The sequence below is a fragment of the Acinetobacter sp. G18 genome (genome assembly GCF_052660225.1).
The window spans coordinates 1995445-2016022 of record NZ_CP109658.1; the positions used below are offsets into that span (position 1 = coordinate 1995445).

At 35.7% G+C, this 20578-nt stretch carries 17 protein-coding genes; 11 read left to right on the top strand and 6 right to left on the bottom strand.

What is annotated here, in order from left to right; all coding sequences use genetic code 11:
- Positions 1 to 237: 237 nt before the first annotated feature.
- Positions 238 to 1023, bottom strand: a complete 786-nt coding sequence (locus tag NE363_RS09540; protein WP_445534921.1) for an AraC family transcriptional regulator — start codon at positions 1021 to 1023, stop codon at positions 238 to 240.
- A gap of 99 nt (positions 1024 to 1122) precedes the next feature.
- Between NE363_RS09540 and NE363_RS09545 the strand changes: the two genes are divergently transcribed.
- The 8 genes from NE363_RS09545 to NE363_RS09580 all read left to right on the top strand — a co-directional run bounded on the left by NE363_RS09545 (position 1123) and on the right by NE363_RS09580 (position 9735).
- Positions 1123 to 2256, top strand: a complete 1134-nt coding sequence (locus NE363_RS09545; RefSeq protein ID WP_445534922.1) for a multidrug effflux MFS transporter — start codon at positions 1123 to 1125, stop codon at positions 2254 to 2256.
- 183 nt (positions 2257 to 2439) lie between these two features.
- Positions 2440 to 3375 carry a LysR family transcriptional regulator gene (locus NE363_RS09550; protein WP_445534923.1) on the top strand — a complete coding sequence of 312 codons (936 nt, stop codon included), beginning with the start codon at positions 2440 to 2442 and terminating at the stop codon, positions 3373 to 3375.
- A 120-nt stretch (positions 3376 to 3495) separates the two neighbouring features.
- Entirely contained in the window at positions 3496 to 4221 is a 726-nt protein-coding gene (locus NE363_RS09555; protein WP_445534924.1) for an alpha/beta hydrolase, read from the top strand.
- Positions 4222 to 4499: 278 nt separating this feature from the next.
- Positions 4500 to 5381, top strand: a complete 882-nt coding sequence (locus tag NE363_RS09560) for a LysR family transcriptional regulator (RefSeq protein WP_049065395.1) — start codon at positions 4500 to 4502, stop codon at positions 5379 to 5381.
- Between the two features lie 243 nt (positions 5382 to 5624).
- Positions 5625 to 6329 (top strand): CoA transferase subunit A, encoded by a 705-nt coding sequence (locus tag NE363_RS09565; protein ID WP_019459101.1) that lies wholly within the window; start codon positions 5625 to 5627, stop codon positions 6327 to 6329.
- Between the two features lies 1 nt (position 6330).
- On the top strand, positions 6331 to 6972 hold the full coding sequence (locus NE363_RS09570; RefSeq protein WP_019459100.1) for a 3-oxoacid CoA-transferase subunit B: 642 nt from the start codon (positions 6331 to 6333) through the stop codon (positions 6970 to 6972).
- A gap of 115 nt (positions 6973 to 7087) precedes the next feature.
- A complete protein-coding gene (locus tag NE363_RS09575) occupies positions 7088 to 8497 on the top strand; it encodes a short-chain fatty acid transporter (protein ID WP_445534925.1) in 1410 nt (469 codons plus the stop codon).
- Positions 8498 to 8562: 65 nt separating this feature from the next.
- A complete protein-coding gene (locus tag NE363_RS09580; RefSeq protein WP_445534926.1) occupies positions 8563 to 9735 on the top strand; it encodes a thiolase family protein in 1173 nt (390 codons plus the stop codon).
- 61 nt (positions 9736 to 9796) lie between these two features.
- Here the strand turns inward: NE363_RS09580 and NE363_RS09585 are convergent, their stop codons facing one another.
- The 4 genes from NE363_RS09585 to NE363_RS09600 all read right to left on the bottom strand — a co-directional run bounded on the left by NE363_RS09585 (position 9797) and on the right by NE363_RS09600 (position 13132).
- Positions 9797 to 10693, bottom strand: a complete 897-nt coding sequence (locus NE363_RS09585; protein WP_004887299.1) for a LysR family transcriptional regulator — start codon at positions 10691 to 10693, stop codon at positions 9797 to 9799.
- 237 nt (positions 10694 to 10930) lie between these two features.
- Positions 10931 to 11827 carry a LysR substrate-binding domain-containing protein gene (locus NE363_RS09590; protein WP_019459097.1) on the bottom strand — a complete coding sequence of 299 codons (897 nt, stop codon included), beginning with the start codon at positions 11825 to 11827 and terminating at the stop codon, positions 10931 to 10933.
- A gap of 810 nt (positions 11828 to 12637) precedes the next feature.
- Positions 12638 to 12859, bottom strand: coding sequence for a hypothetical protein (locus NE363_RS09595; RefSeq protein ID WP_077164232.1), 222 nt, complete (start codon positions 12857 to 12859; stop codon positions 12638 to 12640).
- Positions 12860 to 12946: 87 nt separating this feature from the next.
- Positions 12947 to 13132, bottom strand: coding sequence for a hypothetical protein (locus NE363_RS09600; RefSeq protein ID WP_445534927.1), 186 nt, complete (start codon positions 13130 to 13132; stop codon positions 12947 to 12949).
- Positions 13133 to 13545: 413 nt separating this feature from the next.
- Here NE363_RS09600 and NE363_RS09605 point away from each other — a divergent pair, with 413 nt between their 5' ends.
- Positions 13546 to 14964: an aspartate ammonia-lyase gene (locus tag NE363_RS09605; RefSeq protein WP_019459095.1), complete on the top strand. Its 1419-nt coding sequence runs from the start codon at positions 13546 to 13548 to the stop codon at positions 14962 to 14964.
- 56 nt (positions 14965 to 15020) lie between these two features.
- Here NE363_RS09605 and NE363_RS09610 read toward each other — a convergent pair whose 3' ends face one another.
- On the bottom strand, positions 15021 to 17225 hold the full coding sequence (locus NE363_RS09610; protein WP_445534928.1) for a TonB-dependent siderophore receptor: 2205 nt from the start codon (positions 17223 to 17225) through the stop codon (positions 15021 to 15023).
- Between the two features lie 523 nt (positions 17226 to 17748).
- Here NE363_RS09610 and NE363_RS09615 point away from each other — a divergent pair.
- Positions 17749 to 19035, top strand: coding sequence for an MFS transporter (locus NE363_RS09615; protein WP_004701769.1), 1287 nt, complete (start codon positions 17749 to 17751; stop codon positions 19033 to 19035).
- Positions 19036 to 19217: 182 nt separating this feature from the next.
- Complete coding sequence (gene chrA, locus NE363_RS09620; RefSeq protein WP_445534929.1) at positions 19218 to 20564, top strand: chromate efflux transporter; 1347 nt, start codon at positions 19218 to 19220, stop codon at positions 20562 to 20564.
- Positions 20565 to 20578 lie beyond the last annotated feature (14 nt).

The following is a 20578-nucleotide window of genomic DNA, read 5'->3' on the forward strand; positions in this document are numbered from 1 at the left end:
AAAACAGGGATTTTAGTGGAAATTCTATATGAGAAACTGCTTTTTAACATAAAAGTAATAAATTAACTTGAATAAAAAATCCAGAAGATACTTTAACTTTTTTAAACACTTTCCTATTTTCAATAGTTTTAATAAGATCAATTTTTATGAAGAACTTGGATTAAATTAGAGTAGTAAAAGAGAGTCTTTTTGCTACTTGTTTTAAGATTAACTCTAATATTACCGATAGAGAAAATTTTATTTATACAAGCTTTCTCTAAAAATATTCTGTAGATAACGGACTGGAGTAGTACCTGTATGTTGACGGAAAAAAACGATAAATGCACTATCACTGATAAACTCCAGTTGTTGCGCCACCTCACTTATTTGCATACCTTCAGATAGCATTTCTATTGCTCTTAATAATCTCCATTGTTGTCTCCAGTTCTGATAATTCATTCCTGTATCACGAATGAATATTCGACTAATAGTACGTTCGCAAGCACCTACTAGCTGAGCCAGCTGACCTAAACGTGGAGGTAGTCCTCCCATACGGACGTGCTCTAACCAAGATTCTAGACGGGCATCTGATGGATACATTAATTGCCAATTTTCACTTCGTGCAGCACATATCTCTTCACAAAAAACAGTTATTAAACTTGCTTGTTGTTCAGCCTGCATTCCCCATGGCCAAAATGCCATTCTTTCAATTACTTCAAAAAATAATGGATTGACTTCAACAATCTGTACTGGCAACTGAGATAAATTTGATGTTGGTAAAAAATACAGTGAGCGGTAAGCCATTACACCACGCATGATCACTCGATGAATTGTGCCTGCAGGAATCCATGCAGCACGTCGTGGTGGAAGTAAAAAAGTCATTTTACCTATTTCTATTGTGATACTACCAGCAGCCGAAAACAGTAACTGATGACGAAGATGACAATGCTTACCAGAATCATGTTTTCCTATATCTGATGCAATACCAATCACTGGATCAGAGAAAATATCTGGATCAAAAATACTATCTGATGCAATTTTCAAAATTTGTCCAATAATTAATATATTCAGTCCTTATTATGATAATCAGACTTTCATCTTTCAAGAATAATAACCTTTAATATTCATTTATTAAGACATTTTATGAATGCCATACATCGTCCACCCTTGTGGCTTTTAACACTTCTGATTATGTTCCCTCAACTAGTTGAAACCATATACAGCCCGGCACTACCTTACATTTCCCACTCATTTGCAGTTACTAGTAAACAAGCAGCTCAGACGCTTTCAGTTTATTTCATCGCTTTTGCTATAGGTGTAGGGTTATGGGGATGGTTAAGTGACCAAATTGGTCGCCGCTATGCAATGATGTTAGGACTTATCTGTTATGGGGCTGGGACACTATTAGCTATTACAACAGTAAATTTCAAAATTTTATTATTCGCCCGTATGATTTCAGCTTTTGGCGCTGCCGCTGGATCTGTTGTAGTACAAACCATGCTTCGGGATAGTTATAAATCGACAAAACTAGCGAGTGTATTTTCTCTTATGGGAGCCGCCCTAGCTATAAGCCCTGTTTTTGGTTTAGTAAGTGGAGGCTGGTTAGTAAGTCATTGGGGTTATATGGGCGTATTTATTGCCTTATTTTTACTTGCCATACTATTGTTAATACTAAGTGCTGCTTTTCTTCCTGAAACTCAGTCTCACGCAATAACTCACACTCGCATACGAACATTAGCTGGCCGTATGTTCCATGATAATTCGCTTTGGCAAAATGCCATGCTAATTGCCTTGCTTAATACAATGATTTTCAGTTATTACAGCCTTGCCCCATTTCTTTTTAATCAACTTGGCTGGAGTTCAGAAACATTTGGCTGGACAGGATTATTATTAGCAATCTCTTCTCTTATGGGTAGTTTACTAAATCGAAAACTACTTGCCTCAAATATTGAACCAGAAATATTGGTAAGACATGCTTGTTACATCGCAATATTATCAAGCATGATTGCTTGGATATTACAAACAACCGTATGGCTCTTGATTCCGATGGCTGGGGTCGTTCTAGCCTATGGTATTGCCATCCCAAACATACTTAGTCGGGCATTGTGTCATTATCGAGAACAAGCAGGAAAAGCTGGTTCATTATTTGGTCTAACATATTATTTACTGTTGGGTTGTATGCTCGGACTTGCTGGGTTAGTACAACAATTGGGCCTTGTTCTTACAGTCTGTGCATCGCTAGCCTTACTTCTGCAGCCAAAGCTAGAGTCGAGTTAATTGAAATATTTAACTAGATATAATCATTTATTTTTTAGATTTAAAGTATATCTATTGAAAGCATTCTAGTATGAACTCTAATAAGAGTAATATAAGTTTAAAACACTATGAAAGCATTGAGCGTACTTATTTCAAATTCTGTATAGCTTAAATTTTTTAAATTCAACTTTTGGTTTACAAGCTATGAAATCTTTGGATCTTACTCGCTTTGATCTTAATCTTCTGGTTGTACTTGAAGCTTTATGGAATGAAAGACACGTTGGCCGTGCGGCAGAAAGCTTGCATATAACACAATCTGCAACTAGCCATGCTTTATCAAGGCTACGTAATACACTAGAGGATCCTTTATTCATTCGTAACCCTAAAGGAATAGAGCCTACTCCACTAACAGTTGAATTAATGCCACAAGTAAAAACAGCTCTTGAATTAATAAGACAAGTTGCTACTCCTAGAGGGCAATTCGATCCAATGAACTTAAAGAGGCCCCTTGTAGTGGCAGTTACTGACCATGCAATATTAACAGTTATCAATCCTGCATTTGCTCAGCTTCAGAAGGCTGCTCCTGATATAGTTTTGAAATTAAAACAAGCTAATACTGAATCAGCTTTAAGCATGTTAGATAATGGAGATATTGATATTGTAATTGGCTCAGGATCTTTTTTTCAAATCCCCCAGCGTTTAGACTGCCAATTTGTCCATCAGGAAAGATTTGTAGGGATTGCTCGTAAAAATCACCCAGCTTTAATCAAGCGCGACAACAAAAAGTACATAGATATCAATAATTTTATCAAATCTCCGCATATCTTAGTCTCACCGAATGGAGATATACGAGGAATTGTGGATGAAGTACTAAAAACTCATAAGCTTACACGCAAAATTAGCGTAATTTGTCCTAGTTTTTTGGCTGTACCATTCTTAGTTGGTAGTTCAGATTCAATAGCAGTAATAGCTGAGCGAGTAGCATTAAAATTACAAGAGACTGCTCAATTGAGCATTTTTGAGCTACCTTTGGTATTACCAACTTGGGAGGTTTATATTATTCGATCGAGAGATAGGATTAATGAACCTATGATCGAATGGATTACAAACATACTAATATCAGCGCAATCAGCCAGTTAAAAAATTCTTTTTTAATTATTAATTTTATGCATGCATTCAATGAATGAATGCCATTAGAGATCATAATTTCAGCTGATTAGAATCACTCTGATACGATTATATAAATTATTGGAGTAATTCATGAATAACCAGCCAACCCTAGTCATGATTCCTTGCTTCTCAGGAGCAGCGTGGCAACTTAACCAACTTACTGAATTAAAAAATTATAATATGCGCACTTTTTGTTTACCGAATGATATTAATAAAATAGAAGAATTAGCTGATTTCATTATAGACCAAGTAATAGATCTAGATAATTACGTTTTAGTTGGTGATTCTTATGGTGCTATAGCAGCAATTGCTGTTGCAATACGTCAACCAAAAGGTTTAACAGGTTTGGTCATTTCTGGCGGTTTTGCTAAAAGTCCGATTACTTCTCCACTACTCAAATTTTTATCAATGCTTGCCCCTTTCTTTTTAGGTCCATTTTATCGACAACTAACACTTCGATTTCATGCTGCACAGCTCGCTTCATCTTTTGATAAAGAGGGAGAAATACCCTGGTCAACAAATCTAAGTAGAGATTTATTTATTAAATCCACGCCTCACAAAGCGTATATCAATCGTATTCAATCAATTGAAGAAATCAACTATCTCTCTCTCTTAGGAAACATTTTAGTACCCACATTAATTCTTACACCTGATGAAGACAAGCTAATTGGAGAAGAAGCTTCTAAAACTCTTTTAAAGAATATTAAAAACTCAGAAGAAGTGATTATCAAGCGTACGGGTCATATGTTTCGATTTTCACACCCTTTCAAATATTCTCTTGAAATAAAAAAATTCCTGAAAAAATATCAAATGTAAATATTTAGAAGAAGCTCTCTTCAAAGGGCTTTGATACATAAATCTTGCATACTTGGTCTTAATAATATTAGTGATATATCTTAATAAGCATGTACAGAAAGCTAAAATCCTCGTTAGAAAATTAGCTTTATTACTTGTTCTTTACTATCCTAGATTTTGTTCTCTATCAAATAAGTCCATGATTTTTATTTTTCATAATTTTTTCAAAAAACATCATATTAGGCAAATTTTCGTATAAATTACTCTTCAAGGTAAGTTGAGTAATCTAAAGGTAAGAAATGACGCTGAAACAATTAAAAGCTTTTTTAGCTCTTGCACGTACTCTCAACTATGCCAATGCTTCTTTAGAGCTACATCTAAGCCAATCTGCCTTAAGTCTTACCATCAAAAGTTTAGAAGAAGAGTTAGGCGGTAAACTCTTTAACCGTAATACACGCCGTGTTGAGCTTACACAGGAAGGTAAATCTCTTATTCCCTATGCGAAAAAGTTACTCGCCAATTGGGATGAGATGGAAAATGATGTTAAACAACGCTTTAAACTTAATCGGGGAACTTTAAGTATTGCATCTATGCCCTTTGTGACTCATGCCATTTTACCTGAAGTAATTCACCAGTTTTTAGCTGTTCATCCCAATCTTAATTTTTCAATTCACGATATTCCAAATGAGACCATTATAGAAAAAGTACAAGATGGTATTTTTGAGCTTGGTATTTGTTTTGAACCAGATCTCACCGAAGGCTTAGAGTTTAAACCTCTATTTGAAGAAGATTTCTTGGCTCTATTGCCAAAGACTCATCCACTTGCTCAATCATCTTCTATTACATGGCATGAGCTTTGTTCAAATCCATTCGTGACCTTACAGAAACCTTCAATTGTTCGTTATTTAGTTGAACAAAATTGTTTGCGAAATAACATAACGCTCGATTTAAAAGTGGAATGTCATCAAATTTCATCACTCTCAAGTTTTGTGGCTTATGGTATTGGGGTAAGTGCAATTCCAAGACACTTCGCAAAACACATTGATAAAGAACATAACGTGTTGATTGAGTTAAAGGATGAAGCTATTCATAAGACTGTGGGAATTGTTTATAAGAAGAACTTTGAAATTTCAAATATTTCTACTCAATTTATCGAGGCTTTGATTCAATATAAATTTTAAAAAATTAAATACTGTGTTTTAGGGTTGGTTTCGCTCATGTTTAATAAAAATTAATTAATTATGATATTTTTCAATAAATTAAGATTATTTTTAAAGTTTTTTACCTAGTGAAAAACTGATCTCTTGTTATAAATTTGATACTATTCATTGATTATACTTATTAATCCTTTAAAAAAATTAACTTCTATAACGCAAATTGTGATGTTAAAACTAAATTACTAAGGGATATAGGAAAACAACAGAATGAATAAAGTTTATGCCAATGCAGAGGCAGCACTGAAAGATGTTATTGCAGACAATCAAACACTCGCTGTAGGCGGTTTTGGTTTATGCGGAATTCCTGAAAAACTAATTGTTGCAGTTAAGCAAAGTGGTGTAACTGGTCTAACTTGTATTTCAAATAATGCAGGCGTAGATGATTTTGGTTTAGGCATTTTGCTTAAAACCAAACAAATCAAAAAAATGATTTCTTCTTATGTTGGTGAAAACAAAGAGTTTGAACGCCAATATTTAAATGGTGAACTTGATGTGGAGCTTACACCACAAGGCACTTTAGCTGAAAAGTTACGTGCTGGCGGTGCTGGGATTCCTGCATTTTATACTCAAACTGGTGTAGGTACCCTTATTGCGGAAGGTAAAGAAGAACGTACTTTTCATGGCAAAAACTACATTCTAGAAGAATCTTTAACAGCTGATGTTGCTCTTGTAAAAGCATATAAGGCAGATAAAGCAGGTAATTTAGTATTCCGTAAAACTGCTCAAAATTTTAACCCTGAATGTGCGATGGCTGGAAAAATTACAATCGCAGAAGTGGAACAAGTGGTTGAAATTGGTGAATTAGATCCGGATGAAATCCATTTGCCGGGTATCTATGTAAACCGCATTGTACTGAATGCATCACCTGAAAAACGTATTGAGCATAAAACTTTAAGCACGGAGGCAGTATAAAATGGCTTGGTCACGTAACGAAATGGCACAACGTGCTGCAAAAGAACTTAAAGACGGTTTTTATGTCAATTTAGGTATTGGCTTACCTACCCTTGTTGCTAACTATATTCCAGAAAATATTAATGTTTGGCTTCAGTCTGAAAATGGTCTATTAGGTATTGGTGAGTTCCCAACAGAAGAAACCGTCGATGCTGATTTAATTAACGCTGGTAAACAAACGGTTACTGCTCGCGCTGGTGCTGCATTTTTCTCAAGCTCTGAATCTTTTGCCATGATCCGTGGTGGTCATGTCAACATTGCAATTTTAGGTGCAATGGAGGTTTCTGAAAATGGTGACTTGGCTAACTGGATGATTCCAGGTAAGAAAGTTAAAGGTATGGGCGGCGCAATGGACTTGGTTGTTGGTGTCCAAAAAGTTGTAGTTCTTATGGAACATTGTGCAAAAGATGGTACGCCAAAAATCGTAAAAAACTGTAGTTTACCTTTAACAGGTAAAGGCGTGGTTCATCGAGTCATTACTGACTTAGGTGTAATGGATATTACCCCACAAGGCGTAGAGCTGATTGAACTTGCTAAAGATGTCACGCTTGAACAAATTCAAGCCGCTACAGGTGTCGAGTTTTATAAAACCTTAGTCGCGTAAATTCTAAGATTTAGTTAGCTGTACAAGACTCAAGTTAGAAAGTGAGCTTGAGTCTTAGCCCTTTTAAGCACTGGATGTGCTGTTTATAAATAAGAACGAGAAGGATTTTTCAGCTATGGAAAAACAGCAAGGAATTTTTGAAAGATTTGCTCTTCGGATTAGTGATTGGTCTGAAAAATGGTTTCCTGATTCATATATTTTTGCTTTGCTTGGCGTCATTATTGTGTCTATTGCCGCTTTGAGTATTGGCGCCCCAATTCACGATGTGGCCACTTCATTTGGTAACGGTTTTTGGAGTCTTATTCCCTTTACCCTACAAATGACCATGCTCATTATTGTAGGTTATGTCGTTTCTGTATCTAAGCCCGTCAAATACATCATCCAAAAAATGGCACGTATTCCAAGCTCTGGTCGCGGTGCCATTGTTTTGGTAGCAACCGTCAGCTTATTAATTTCGCTGATCAATTGGGCTGTTAGTACAATCCTTACGGCGCTTTTAGTGATTGCATTAGCAAAACGTAAAGAGCTGAATATGGATTACCGCGCAGCGGCTGCGGCAGCAATCATTGGTATGGGTGCAACTTGGGCACTAGGAATCAGTTCTTCAGCAGCACAGCTTCAGGCAAATAAAAGTAGCTTACCTGAGTCAATTTACAACCTAACTGGTGTTATTCCATTTACTGAAACGATTTTCCTTTGGCAATCAATTGCGATGACTATTATTTTGGTGATTGTTTCAATCGCGATTGCATATTTTTCAGCTCCAAAAGGCAATAGTGTTAAAACGATTGATAGTTTTGATGCGCAGTTTGAAGAAGACAAGCCACATGAGGAGAAATCAACGCGTCCGGGTGATTGGTTGGAAAACTCGCCTATCTTAACGATTATTGTGGTCGCATTAGGTTTAATCTGGATGTTTTTTGAGTTTTCAAAAAGTAATCCAATCATTGCTATTTCAAGTTTAAACACCTACAACTTTGTGTTTTTAATGCTTGGTTTAGCGTTACATGGCACACCACGAAACTTCTTAAATGCTGTTTCAAAGGCAGTTCCAGCTGTATCAGGAATCTTAATTCAGTTTCCACTTTACGGAAGCATCGCATTTATTATGACGCAAGCTTTAAACAGTCAAGATTTATCGCTGTCGCATTATATAGCTGAATTTTTCGTTTCAATTGCTTCAAAAGAAACCTTTGCAATTGTGATGGGAATTTACTCTGCCATCCTTGGGTTCTTTGTGCCATCTGGCGGTGGAAAATGGATTATTGAAGCCCCATATGTTATGCAAGCAGCAAATGATTTAAAGGTTCATTTGGGCTGGTCTGTACAAATTTATAATGCAGCCGAAGCTTTACCAAACTTAATCAATCCATTTTTTATGCTTCCAATGTTAGGCATTTTAAAACTAAAAGCAAAAGATGTGATTGGGTTTACAGTCACTCAGCTCGTTGTGCATTTTCCATTAGTTTTATTCTTGCTGTGGTTCTTTGGTAGAACGCTCAGTTACACCCCTCCAACTTTTTAATTTAGTGGCGCCTTTGGTTTAGGCTAAAGGCAAATTTAGCAAAAACACCAATAAGAGATATTAAGATGAGTTCAATAGTTATAGTTTCAGGTAGCCGTACGGCAATGGGTGGTTTTCAGGGTAGTTTATCTTCTCTAACCGCTCCAGATCTTGGCGCTGCTGTCATCCGTGAATCGATCCAACGTGCAGGTGTTAAACCTGAACAAGTAGATGAAGTTATTTTCGGTTGTGTATTGAGTGCAGGTATTGGTCAAGGCCCTGCTCGACAAGCTATGCGTAAAGCTGGTGTACCTGATCATGTCGGAGCTGTGACCATAAACAAACTTTGCGGCTCTGCTATGAAAGCTGTGTTAATGGCATCAGATACTTTAAAAGCAGGCAGTGCCAATATCGTTGTGGCTGGCGGCATGGAATCTATGACCAATGCACCTTATATTTTGCCGAAAGCTCGCGGTGGTTACCGTATGGGCCACGGCGAAATTAAGGATCATATGTTTTTAGATGGCCTTGAAGATGCTGAAACAGGTCGTTTAATGGGTTCTTTTGCTCAGGACATGGCAAACACCAAAGGCTTTACCCGTGAGCAAATGGATAACTTTGCGATTTCTTCACTTAAAAAAGCGCAAACTGCCATTACCGAAGGTTACTTCAAAGAAGAGATTGTTCCTGTTGAAGTAAAAACACGTAAAGGCGTGGAAGTTGTTGATCAAGATGAGCAACCTTTAAAAGCTAATCTTGAGAAAATTCCGACTCTACGTCCCGCTTTTAGTAAAGACGGTACAATTACAGCTGCAAACTCAAGCTCAATTTCAGATGGTGCTGCTGCATTAGTACTTGCTACTGAAGAATATGCTCAAAGCCATGGCTTAAATACTTTGGCGAAAATTGTTGCAACTTCAACTCACTCGCAGCATCCAAGCGAATTTACAATTGCTCCAATTAGTGCGATTCAAAAAGTGCTTGAGCGCGCTGGCTGGTCTGTTGACGAAGTAGATGCTTGGGAAATTAATGAAGCTTTTGCAATGGTGGCAATGGCACCAATTCATGAGCTAGGAATAGATGAAGCAAAAGTTAACGTACATGGTGGCGCTTGTGCATTAGGTCATCCAATTGGCGCTACAGGTTCAAGAATTATCCTTTCTCTCATTTATGCATTAAAACGCTTAGGTAAAAAGAAAGGTGTTGCTGCGCTATGTATTGGTGGCGGTGAAGCAACTGCTGTTGCAATTGAAATCTAATTAAAAAATAAAAGAAGATGTAAGGACTTTCCTTGCATCTTCTTTTTTATAGATAAAATTCTTAAGCTGTTTTAAATAGCTCATAGCAAGTTTGACGGAACCATTTATGGCTACTCTTATGATGACAAGACATATGCCAATGTTGCTTAACGTCATAAGTTGGAAAATCAAGCGGTGCAGGTAAAATCTGTAAATTCTCTCTAACCAATAAAACTTGGCTTAAATAATATGGAACAGTGGCAATTGCATCTGTTTCCTGAACAACTAAACCTACCCCTAAGTAACTTGGTAATCGGATCAAAATATTTCGATCCAACCCTTTATTCTGCAACTCATTTTTAATGTGATAATGCCCAATACCTGCATCAATATCGATATGATATTCGCGCATATAATCTTCTAAAGTAAAGTTATTCGGATCTAAACGCGGGTGGCTTTTTGAGCTAATCACGACATAGTGTTGACGGAAAAACTTCTGCTGATAAAAACCTTCTTCTAATTGTGGCAAGAAACCTATCGCCAAATCAATTTCACCATTTGCCATTTGATAACTGGTTTCTGGCGTAATTGGTCTAATATTTAAACGAATGAGAGGTGCTTTTTCTTTTAAATAGTTAGTTAATTGTGGCAATAAAACCAAATGTGATACATCAGTCATTGCAATGGTAAACAGCTGATCTGACGTTAGCGGATCAAAGTTCACATTAAAGTTATTAATACTTTCAACTTTATCAATCACTTCACTAATCAGAGGAAAAATCTGCTTTGCAAGTTCGGTCGGAATCATTTCATTTCCAACTCGAATAAACAAAGGATCATTAAAATGTTGGCGAATTTTGTTTAGACCGTTACTTACACTCGGCTGTGTTAAACCAATAGCATCTGCAGCCATTGAAACACTTTTGAACCGATAAATATGATAAAAAATATTTAATAATCTACTGTCTAGATCAAACAAAATTGTCTCCGCTTGGACTCAATAATCCAGTGAAATAAGTTCAAAAGCAGGTATAAATGATAGAAAGATTCCTATGCCCTACTTTTGACTTATTGAAATTTACTCTAAATTAGCAAAGAACTTAGATGAGGGGCAATGCTTTATCATGCCTTTCATCATGAAGACCCAAGCATAATCTACTTATTTGATTAATTTATATATAAATATCGTGTACTTCATCTTGCGAATGAGTATGCGTTATTGTTCTTGCTGGGCTTTAAAACCATTCCATATTTGTTGTACCGATTTATTATCGCTCAAATTATTTTTAAAGATATAAATATCTTGTGCGAGGCAATATTCTTGCTGATCTAAAATAACTAATTTTCCAGCTGCAAGGTCTTCTTCAACGTTAATTTTCGGAATCCATGCAACCCCTAAACCTTGTAAAACCAGTTCTTTTAAGTTAGTTGCATTGTCCGTTTCATATAACGTTTTATAAACAAGTTTACCTTCTATCAGTTGGTCTACCAATTTTCTTAAGTAAGCATGTTTGCTATAAGCAAGCAATGCAAAATTGCTTTGTATTGTATGTTTAGGGCTATGGTCAGGTTCTGTAGCAGAAACAGGAACAATAACTGTCTCGGCAATTTTAATACCACTTAAAATATCATCTCCGACTTTTCTAATATTGCTTTTATCTGCATAGCAAATCATGAAATCACAGGCACCTTCTTTTAACAAAGATAGGCCTTCTCCACTATTCGTTGCGACAATTTCAATTTTTAAATCACGAATAAGAGTAGGAAATTTCTTTAAAAATGTTGTTAAAAAACCTGAAGCTAGTGAGTGAACAACACAAAAACGAATAGTAGATTCAGTTTCATTTTTAATATTTTTAATGAGTTTTGCAGTCTCCTCGACTTGCTTTTCAATGTTTTTAGACATTACCAACAAAATTCGTCCAATGTCTGTAAATTCGATATTGTTCTTATTGTTTCTAATAATGACTTCAGCACCAATCATTTCTTCAATTTGCTGAATTCTTCGAGTAAAGGCAGATTGGCTAATGAACCTTTTCTCTGCTGCTTTTGAAATTGAGCGTTCACGCTCTAGAGTGAGGAGATCCTCTACCCAGCGAACTTCTAAATTCATCTTATCTATTCCCTTTTATATTTATAATTTTATTAATTGATATTTTTGGGAAGTCGTATGAATAAATGTAGAGATGAATAAAAATGGTAAAACATAGGGAGTACCTGCAAAAATGCGAGAAAAGATTGGACAATGCCAAACTATGAAAATGAAGTATTTAATAATTCTGACATAGAAAACAAGATAAGAGAATAATAGGTTTTGTTTTAACACGTTAAGAGATGAACATAAGTACGATCTAATAAAAAAAAATTTTGAAATCAATGAATAAAAGAACATCAGAAAAATAAATAATTCAGTTCAACCAAATAAGTTTTAGAAATAACTATAGGCTTTTATTTAATCATTTTTTATAAAAAATATAGCTTCAGGAATGAAGTAAAATTTGGATAAAAAAAGTCCGCACCTTGGGGAAGAATGCGGACTATGAACTGTTTCAATAACCTATTGTTAAGTTATTGACTAAATTTTGATGCTATTAAATTAGTACACTATTCAACTTTAAGAGCAATCATAAAATCTGATTAAACAACATTTTCCATTTTTATTTCACCAAGAAATAAGAATCTTTTATTTACTCTTACAATAGCTTATAAAGTAAAAATAAATTTAATGAATAATTACTACAACTTATTTTCAAGTTCTATGTAGTGATAATAATTAATTGTATTTCATACAATATTTATAAAGAGTATAAAGTGAAAATTCAATTCCGACTATTATACTAAAGTATCGATTTGCTTATTTTGAACTTATAAAGTCATCATTCACAATAATGACTTTATGGACAATGGAGATATTCAAAGCAAACTAATACTCTCCAATCAAGTAGTATAATTTTCTTGAAATTTCAACCATCATATTTGCAGTATATTGACTAATTTCAAATATTTGTTTTTTTTGTGGATTAAATACCATGTTGTCTTTTTCATCGCTAAAAAAAACATAAGTTGTATATTTATCCATGTGATGAACATGCTCTTTTAAGCTTAATTTTTCACCAGAATTAGGGTCATATGCAATAAACTTCATTCTCATGCATTTGTCTCTTACAGCGCTTACATCTCAATAATTTTGAATCAAGAGATTATTTAATAGACAACAATCTCAAGCTATAACTCATCGATACGATGCAGTTGGAATATTTTGCTTTGCTTTTTGAATGGATAGCTCAGCATTTTTTATTGATTGCTCAGCCTCTTTAAGCATGTGTGAACTTTTGGTTTCAGCTTTTTCTTCAGTGCACCAAAGAAGATAGCAAGCAAAACTTCCCAATATTAATAATCCAGCAGTTACTTTTAACATAAACTTAATAAATCAAAATTTTCTGTATTATATGTATTTTTATGTGAAATGCATCACAATTTTATTAAAATTTATTAAACAAAGCTCATTATTTATTCTTTAAAATTAATATTCACATGAAATTTCAATTAAATTTACTGTTTTTAAAAAATAAAATTATGGCCTAACCATATTTAAAACACTCAATTGACGTAATTATTTTTACAATTCTGCACATCAACTATGAATATAATTATTTGAAATAATTAAATATTAATAGAAATTAAGTCTATTGATCTATTCAATTTTTAACTATTCATTTTAGCTTAACTCATTTTTTGATATGCAAAAAATGCATAATTGGTTTAATAAATGCATTAGAAGTGAAGCATTTCGAATTCTAAGATGAATCATCTTTAATGAATCGAAGTTTAATGATGAACGCTGATATTACTACCCGTATTGAGAAGGATCTTATTGGTCATCGAGAAATCAACAATGACCATTATTACGGAGTTCAAACATTACGTGCTTTAGAAAATTTCAACTTAACAAATAGCAAAGTTGGAAATTTTCCTAATTTAATTAAAGCATTAGCTATGGTTAAACTAGCTTGTGCTGAAGCAAACTATAATCTTAAAAACCTAGATCAAACTAAATTCGAAGCAATTGAATACAGCTGTAATCAGCTTATTCGTGGTAATTTCCATGACCAGTTCCCAATCGACATGATGCAAGGCGGTGCTGGTACTTCAACTAATATGAATGCAAATGAAGTATTAGCAAATGTTGCTTTGGAATATATGGGCCATTCTAAAGGGCAATATCAATACTTGCATCCAAATAACGACATTAATATGTCGCAGTCAACAAATGACGTATACCCTACTGCAATCCGTTTAGGTCTGTTATTAAGCTTAGATGAGTTAAATCTTCCTTTTAACAATTTAATTTTAAGTTTTCTTAACAAATCTCAAGAGTTTGCGCACATTTTAAAAATGGGCCGTACTCAATTACAAGACGCTGTACCTATGACTTTAGGTCAAGAGTTTGGTGCATTTGCAGTTACCTTGCAGAAAGATCTTGAGCAAATTAATACGCTTATTCCAAATGTTTTAGCTTATATGAACCTTGGTGGTACAGCAATTGGTACGGGAATTACGACTGAATATAATTACCGCGAACTGGCTATTCAGGCACTTGCAAAAATCTCTGATAAGAAAATTAAGTCAGCTCCAGATTTAATTGAAGCAACTTCAGATATGGGTGACTTTGTTCTTTTATCTGGTCTATTAAAACGTACTGCTACGAAACTTTCAAAAATTGCTAATGACTTGCGTTTACTTTCTAGTGGCCCACGTACTGGCATTAATGAAATTAACTTAGAAGCGCGTCAACCTGGTAGTTCAATTATGCCGGGTAAAGTAAACCCTGTTATTCCTGAAGCGATGAACTTAGCTTGCTTCCAAATTATTGCAAACGATTTGGCAGTAACTTTAGCTGCTGAAGCTGGCCAATTACAGTTAAATGCAATGGAACCGCTTATTGCATTTAAACTATTTGAGTCTATGGACTTACTTGGTAGAGCAATGGCAATGTTCCAAAGCAAGTGTATTGATACAATTACGGCGAATCCTGAACACTGTAAAGCTTTAGTTGAAAACTCAATTGGTATTGTGACTGCACTCAACCCATATTTGGGTTATGAAACTACAACTCGTATTGCTAAAACTGCAAACGAAACTGGACAAAGCGTATTGGCTTTAGTTCAAAAAGAAGGTTTATTATCAACTCAAGTGCTTGATGATATCTTGTCGATTAATAATATGGTTAAACCAAAAATGTCGGCTTAATTCCTGAAAAATAAAAAGGAGCTTTTAAAGCTCCTTTTTATTTGTTTCATAATTTTTTAAAAACTAAACGTTGTAGAGAACTGGGCTGTACGTGGATTACCTAAGAATAAATAGTCATCACCCATAAATGCCCCTACATCACGCCAATATTTCTTATTAAATAAGTTATCAATATTGAGTCTAAAAGTTGTGTCATGCCCAGCAAAATTTGTTTTATAGGCAGCACCAATATTAAAGACACTGTACCCACCTACTTTTGCCGTTGCCTCTTTATTTGCATATTTACTGCTGCTGTATTGCATACCACTCAGTAATCGTAATCCTTCAACAGAAGGAACTTTATAAGATAGCTGCGCAGTTGCGCGGATTTTCGGTACATTTTGAGTCTGATGACCTTTGTAGTTGTCAGTATCAATATCAACAAGACGAGATTTGGTATAGGTAACACCTGAACTTACATCGAGTGTATCGGTTAAGGCACCCGTTAAACCTAACTCAATACCTTGATTGTGTTGCTCACCTTGTTCAACAAAATCGAAAGTTCCATCTGCATTTACTTTGCTATATTGATTATCTTGTTTTAAATCAAAAATAGCTGCTGTTACCAAGAAGTTGCGTATCTGTTGTTTAACTCCAAGTTCATATTGTTCAGAGTTTTTAGGTGATAGAACTTCTAAAGCATTATTAGCAAACCATGGTGCTTCACCACCATCTGATAAACCTTTAGCATATGAAGCATAAAGATTAGTTGTAGTAGTTGGGCTATACATGAGCGCTAATTGTGGCAAGAATTTGTTTAAATCCGTATCACGGCTTTGCTGCCCATCTGAATTATAAGCTTGCTCATCAAGGTGAATAAGTTTCCCACCCAATAAAGTTGACCACTGATCATTAAATTGAACTCGGTCAGATACAGTAAATGCAGTCTGATCACTCTCTAGAGCTTTGTAACGATCGCCTGGACTTTCTGATGATGGACTGTAGTCGACCGTATCTTCATAGATATTGCCTGTTCCTACCGCTACATTCAGAGGTGTATGGTGCTTTAAGGTTTTATATGTACGTTGTAATTCGAAAGCGATTTGATGCTGAATGTTACCAGTGTTGAATTCACCATTTAATCCTGCAGCAAACTGATTAGTTATACGTGTGTCATCTGGGCTGCGGAAATCGTAAATATCATAATTACCTTGTTTATCAAAAGTATTACCTAAACCAGAATATTCACAAATATCGTTATAACATCCCCATGGGAAAGCGCTATTATCATCAATCACAACACGGCTTTGTGATGCGCTTAAGCTACCATTCCATTGATCGTTAAATGCATATTGATATTTCAAACTGGCATTTACACTGTTATTTACAACAGGCTTACTCCAAGACTGGTAACCCAATAAACGGTCTTGATCTACATTTGTTGGTACTTCTTGTCCATCAAGCAGTTGATAACCCGGTACCGAACGTTGGCTTTGACGCTGCGCTTCAATATCAAACAGTAGTTTAGAGCGATCATTAATTTTCCAGTCTAAAGCAACTGAACCAAACTCGCGCTTACCATTTGCATGATCAACGTTTGGGTGAATACTTTCATGCGCTAAATTGACTCGATAGCCAAAATTATCATTTAAAAAGCCGCCTACATCCGTTGCCAGTGTATAGCCGCCTTCTGAATTTGCATCGACCGTAATAGTTTTAATATCGGCAGGTCTTTTGGTCACGTAGTTAACCACACCACCGGGTGTAGACATTCCACTTTGAATCGCAGAAATACCTTTTAAGATTTCAACTTGCTCTTTATTTTCTAAAGCTACATTTTGCTCGCCACGTATACTATGACCATTAATGAGATAACTTGAACCTAAATCGAGTGCGAAACCACGAGCGACAAAGTTTGGATAATAGCCAATAGCAGCGTAGCCATCGCCTAGCGATGAATCATTTTTAATAACATCGGTGAGTGTTTTTGCGTGCTGATCTGCTAGACGCTCAGAAGTAATGGTTGTAATGGAGGCAGGAACTTTCTTTACATCGCCAGTTTGAAAACCAGATAGATTAACTTTCTTTGAGGTGTATAGCGCATCACTATTTTGTGTGGCATTCACAGTAATGGTTGGGAGCTGCGAAACCTCCGCTTCATTTGCATAAACTACAGAGCTTATAAGTGCAATAGATGAAGCCAATGCTGTTTTAGAGCATGTCATGAAGTGAAGATTTAACGCGCGTCTTTCCATTGAATAGTTACCTGCCATAGCGAGCATAATTTATAAAGCTAAAAAACGGTTATGTGCCCTATTTTTCAGCCACGCAAGAATACAGGCACCCATATTGAGAAACAACACATTCTGTATTTTTTCGATTAAGTGAATTTGATGCAACTTTTATGCACTTACTTATCAATATATAAATTTCTTTTATTTTCTTGGAAATTGAGGTTATAACTTTTTAAGTATTACAAAATAGCAAAAATGAAACTAAGCTCAAAACTAGAGGAGTCAGGAGAAATTTAACAATAGATATATTTTTAAAATTACCTCAATGATTTTAAATGCAATTCATTATCAAATTGAATGAAAGGAAATGTTCGATCATTGGTTAATTTATCTTTAAATCGAACAAAAGGACGTAATTTTACTAGAATCGAATTTTAAAATTAGAAAAAATGAATGGTTAGGAATTTTAAGGAAGTGCTCAAGGTCGAGTGATTTTTAATGTTTCATTCTATTTTCTGTATAGCATACCTAAAAAATTCCTAGTTTTTGTCTACAAAACGATGGAATAAATATGACATATACTCAGGAAGAAAAACGTAGCCGGATACGTGGGATTGTAGGCGCAGCCTCTGGTAATTTAGTTGAATGGTTCGACTTTTATATCTATGCAGTATTTGCTGCCTACTTTACTCAAGCCCTAACTGCACCAGATATGGATAGTACGACTAAGTCTATTTATGTTTGGGGTGTGTTTGCTGCAAGTTTCTTTATGCGTCCGATTGGTAGTTGGGTATTTGGACGCATCGCAGACCGACATGGTCGAAAAAAGTCGATGATTATCTCAATCTGTCTGATGGCCCTAAGCTCATTTTTGTTTGCAGCTTTGCCAACTTATGACCAAGTTGGTTTATTTGCACCCTTTCTTTTACTTGTAGTGCGATTACTTCAAGGCTTATCTGTGGGTGGCGAGTATGGTGCAGTTGCAACTTATATGAGTGAACTAGGCTTAAAAGGTCAGCGTGGTTTTTACTCGTCTTTCCAGTATGTCACCCTCTCTGGTGGTCAGTTACTCGCAAGCTTACTTGGCGTTATTTTGTTGGCATTTTTAAGTGAGCAACAATTACATGACGGCGGTTGGCGTATTCCATTTGTGATTGGTGGTATCGCGGCAATTTTATCTTTACTTGCTCGTAGTCGTTTAGAAGAAACACTTTCTCATCAAGACAGTGAGCGTAAAGAGTCTGGTAGCTTAAGAGAACTCTTTAAAAAGCATTGGAAAACCTTTTTATTGGTGGTCGGATACACTTCTGCTGGTTCATTAACGTTTTATGTAGAAACTGTTTACTCAAAAACTTATTTGACCAATTTAGGGATGGATGGAAAAACCGTTGGTTATATCATGACCTTCGCGCTATTTGTCTATATGTGTGCTCAACCTGTATTTGGTGCAATATCCGATCGTATTGGGCGCCGCTCTTCAATGTTGGCATTTAGCTTATTGTCCGCCATATTTATCTATCCAGTCATGGTGGTCGGGATGCGAGCCAATATTGACTCTCCGATTATTATTGCCCTGCTACTCATCTTTATGATGATGTTACTCAGTTTCTATACCTCTATTAGTGGTTTGGTAAAAGCTGAAATGTTCCCACCTCATGTACGAGCTTTAGGCGTAGGTTTTTCGTATGCAGTAGGTAATGCGCTGTTTGGTGGTTCTGCACCTTCAGTTGCCTTACAGTTCAAAGCTGCTGGAATTGAAAATACTTTCTTTATTTACGTCATTGTCATGCTGATTATCTGTTTCTTATGTAGCCTTGCGCTTCCGAAAAATCCAGATTATTTAGAACATGATCACTAAAAACTAAAAGTTAGATATTCTTCTAGAGCTTTTTTTAGAAGAATATCTTTTTAAAATAATAAGAAATTCATTTTTGTTCTGTATCTTATAACTACATAGTACAACGCACCTGCTTAATTCATTAGCAATTTTGAGTTTGATGCTGTTGATCTATATAAATCAATTTTTTGATGGGATAAAAAATGGAAAACGAAAAATCCCCTTTACCTGAAAGTATTATTCAAGTCACCTTCTGGCAAGCCTTTTTATTTTGGCTCAAGTTAGGCTTTATTAGCTTTGGAGGACCAGCTGGACAAATCGCTGTGATGCATCAGGAACTCGTTGAACAAAAGCGCTGGATATCTGAAAAAAGATTTCTCCATGCACTTAACTACTGCATGCTGTTACCCGGCCCTGAAGCGCAGCAATTAGCAACCTACATTGGTTGGCTTATGCACAGAACTGCGGGAGGATTAGTCGCAGGCATTCTATTTGTCCTACCGTCTTTATTTATTTTAATTGGGTTGTCTTGGGTTTATATAAAATTTGGAGATGTTCCCGTTATCGCAGGCATTTTCTACGGGATCAAGCCTGCTGTTACCGCAATTGTTTTTCATGCAACGTACCGTATAGGAAGCCGCTCACTTAAGAATAAATTTTTATGGTTCATCGCAATTGCTGCGTTTCTTGCCATTTTTGTCTTAAAGCTTCCTTTCCCGCTTATTGTTTTATCAGCAGGTATTGCTGGCTATTTAACAAGTAAAAAATACCCGGAACTATTTTCCTCAGCGGCTGGACATAAAGCTAGTCAAAAGGATTATGGTCCGGCATTTATTGATGATGATACCCCGACACCAGAGCATGCTAAATTCCATTGGTTGCGGTTAGCTAAACTTATTTTTGTGGCAATCGTTCTATGGTTATTGCCAATTTTAGCTTTAGGCGCATATTTTGGATGGCATCATTCTTATACCCAAATGGCGTGGTTTTTTACTAAAGCTGCATTGCTGACTTTTGGGGGTGCATATGCAGTTTTACCTTATGTCTATCAAGGCGCTGTAAATCATTTTGGGTGGCTTTCACCTACGCAAATGATTGATGGATTGGCACTTGGGGAAACTACACCCGGCCCACTGATTATGGTTGTTGCCTTTGTGGGTTTTTTAGGAGGCGTTAATCATTCATTACTTGGGCCTGAACATCTATTTTTTGCTGGAGCACTCGGTGCTGTCATTGTGACTTGGTTTACCTTTCTCTTTTCATTTGTATTTATTTTTGCAGGTGGTCCTTTTATTGAATCTACACACAATGAAATTAAGTTTACCGCACCACTCACTGCTATTACCGCGGCTGTGGTCGGTGTCATTTTAAATTTAGCACTATTTTTTAGTTATCACGTGTTATGGCCACAGGGTTTTTCAGGCCATTTTGATATTATCGCGGCCCTCATTACTGTAGCTGCATTTATTGCCTTATTCCGCTTTAACATTAATGTACTGTATGTCATTTTTGCATCAGCACTAATTGGTTTAGGTATTTATCTTTTATAAAAAAATGAGTCATG

Coding starts and splice junctions, on each gene's coding strand:
- NE363_RS09545 (WP_445534922.1), top strand. CDS start 1,123: ATGAATGCCATACATCGTCCACCCTTGTGGCTTTTAACACTTCTGATT.
- NE363_RS09550 (WP_445534923.1), top strand. CDS start 2,440: ATGAAATCTTTGGATCTTACTCGCTTTGATCTTAATCTTCTGGTTGTA.
- NE363_RS09555 (WP_445534924.1), top strand. CDS start 3,496: ATGAATAACCAGCCAACCCTAGTCATGATTCCTTGCTTCTCAGGAGCA.
- NE363_RS09560 (WP_049065395.1), top strand. CDS start 4,500: ATGACGCTGAAACAATTAAAAGCTTTTTTAGCTCTTGCACGTACTCTC.
- NE363_RS09565 (WP_019459101.1), top strand. CDS start 5,625: ATGAATAAAGTTTATGCCAATGCAGAGGCAGCACTGAAAGATGTTATT.
- NE363_RS09570 (WP_019459100.1), top strand. CDS start 6,331: ATGGCTTGGTCACGTAACGAAATGGCACAACGTGCTGCAAAAGAACTT.
- NE363_RS09575 (WP_445534925.1), top strand. CDS start 7,088: ATGGAAAAACAGCAAGGAATTTTTGAAAGATTTGCTCTTCGGATTAGT.
- NE363_RS09580 (WP_445534926.1), top strand. CDS start 8,563: ATGAGTTCAATAGTTATAGTTTCAGGTAGCCGTACGGCAATGGGTGGT.
- NE363_RS09590 (WP_019459097.1), bottom strand. CDS start 11,827: ATGAATTTAGAAGTTCGCTGGGTAGAGGATCTCCTCACTCTAGAGCGT.
- NE363_RS09595 (WP_077164232.1), bottom strand. CDS start 12,859: ATGAAGTTTATTGCATATGACCCTAATTCTGGTGAAAAATTAAGCTTA.
- NE363_RS09600 (WP_445534927.1), bottom strand. CDS start 13,132: ATGTTAAAAGTAACTGCTGGATTATTAATATTGGGAAGTTTTGCTTGC.
- NE363_RS09605 (WP_019459095.1), top strand. CDS start 13,546: ATGATGAACGCTGATATTACTACCCGTATTGAGAAGGATCTTATTGGT.
- NE363_RS09610 (WP_445534928.1), bottom strand. CDS start 17,225: ATGCTCGCTATGGCAGGTAACTATTCAATGGAAAGACGCGCGTTAAAT.
- NE363_RS09615 (WP_004701769.1), top strand. CDS start 17,749: ATGACATATACTCAGGAAGAAAAACGTAGCCGGATACGTGGGATTGTA.
- chrA (WP_445534929.1), top strand. CDS start 19,218: ATGGAAAACGAAAAATCCCCTTTACCTGAAAGTATTATTCAAGTCACC.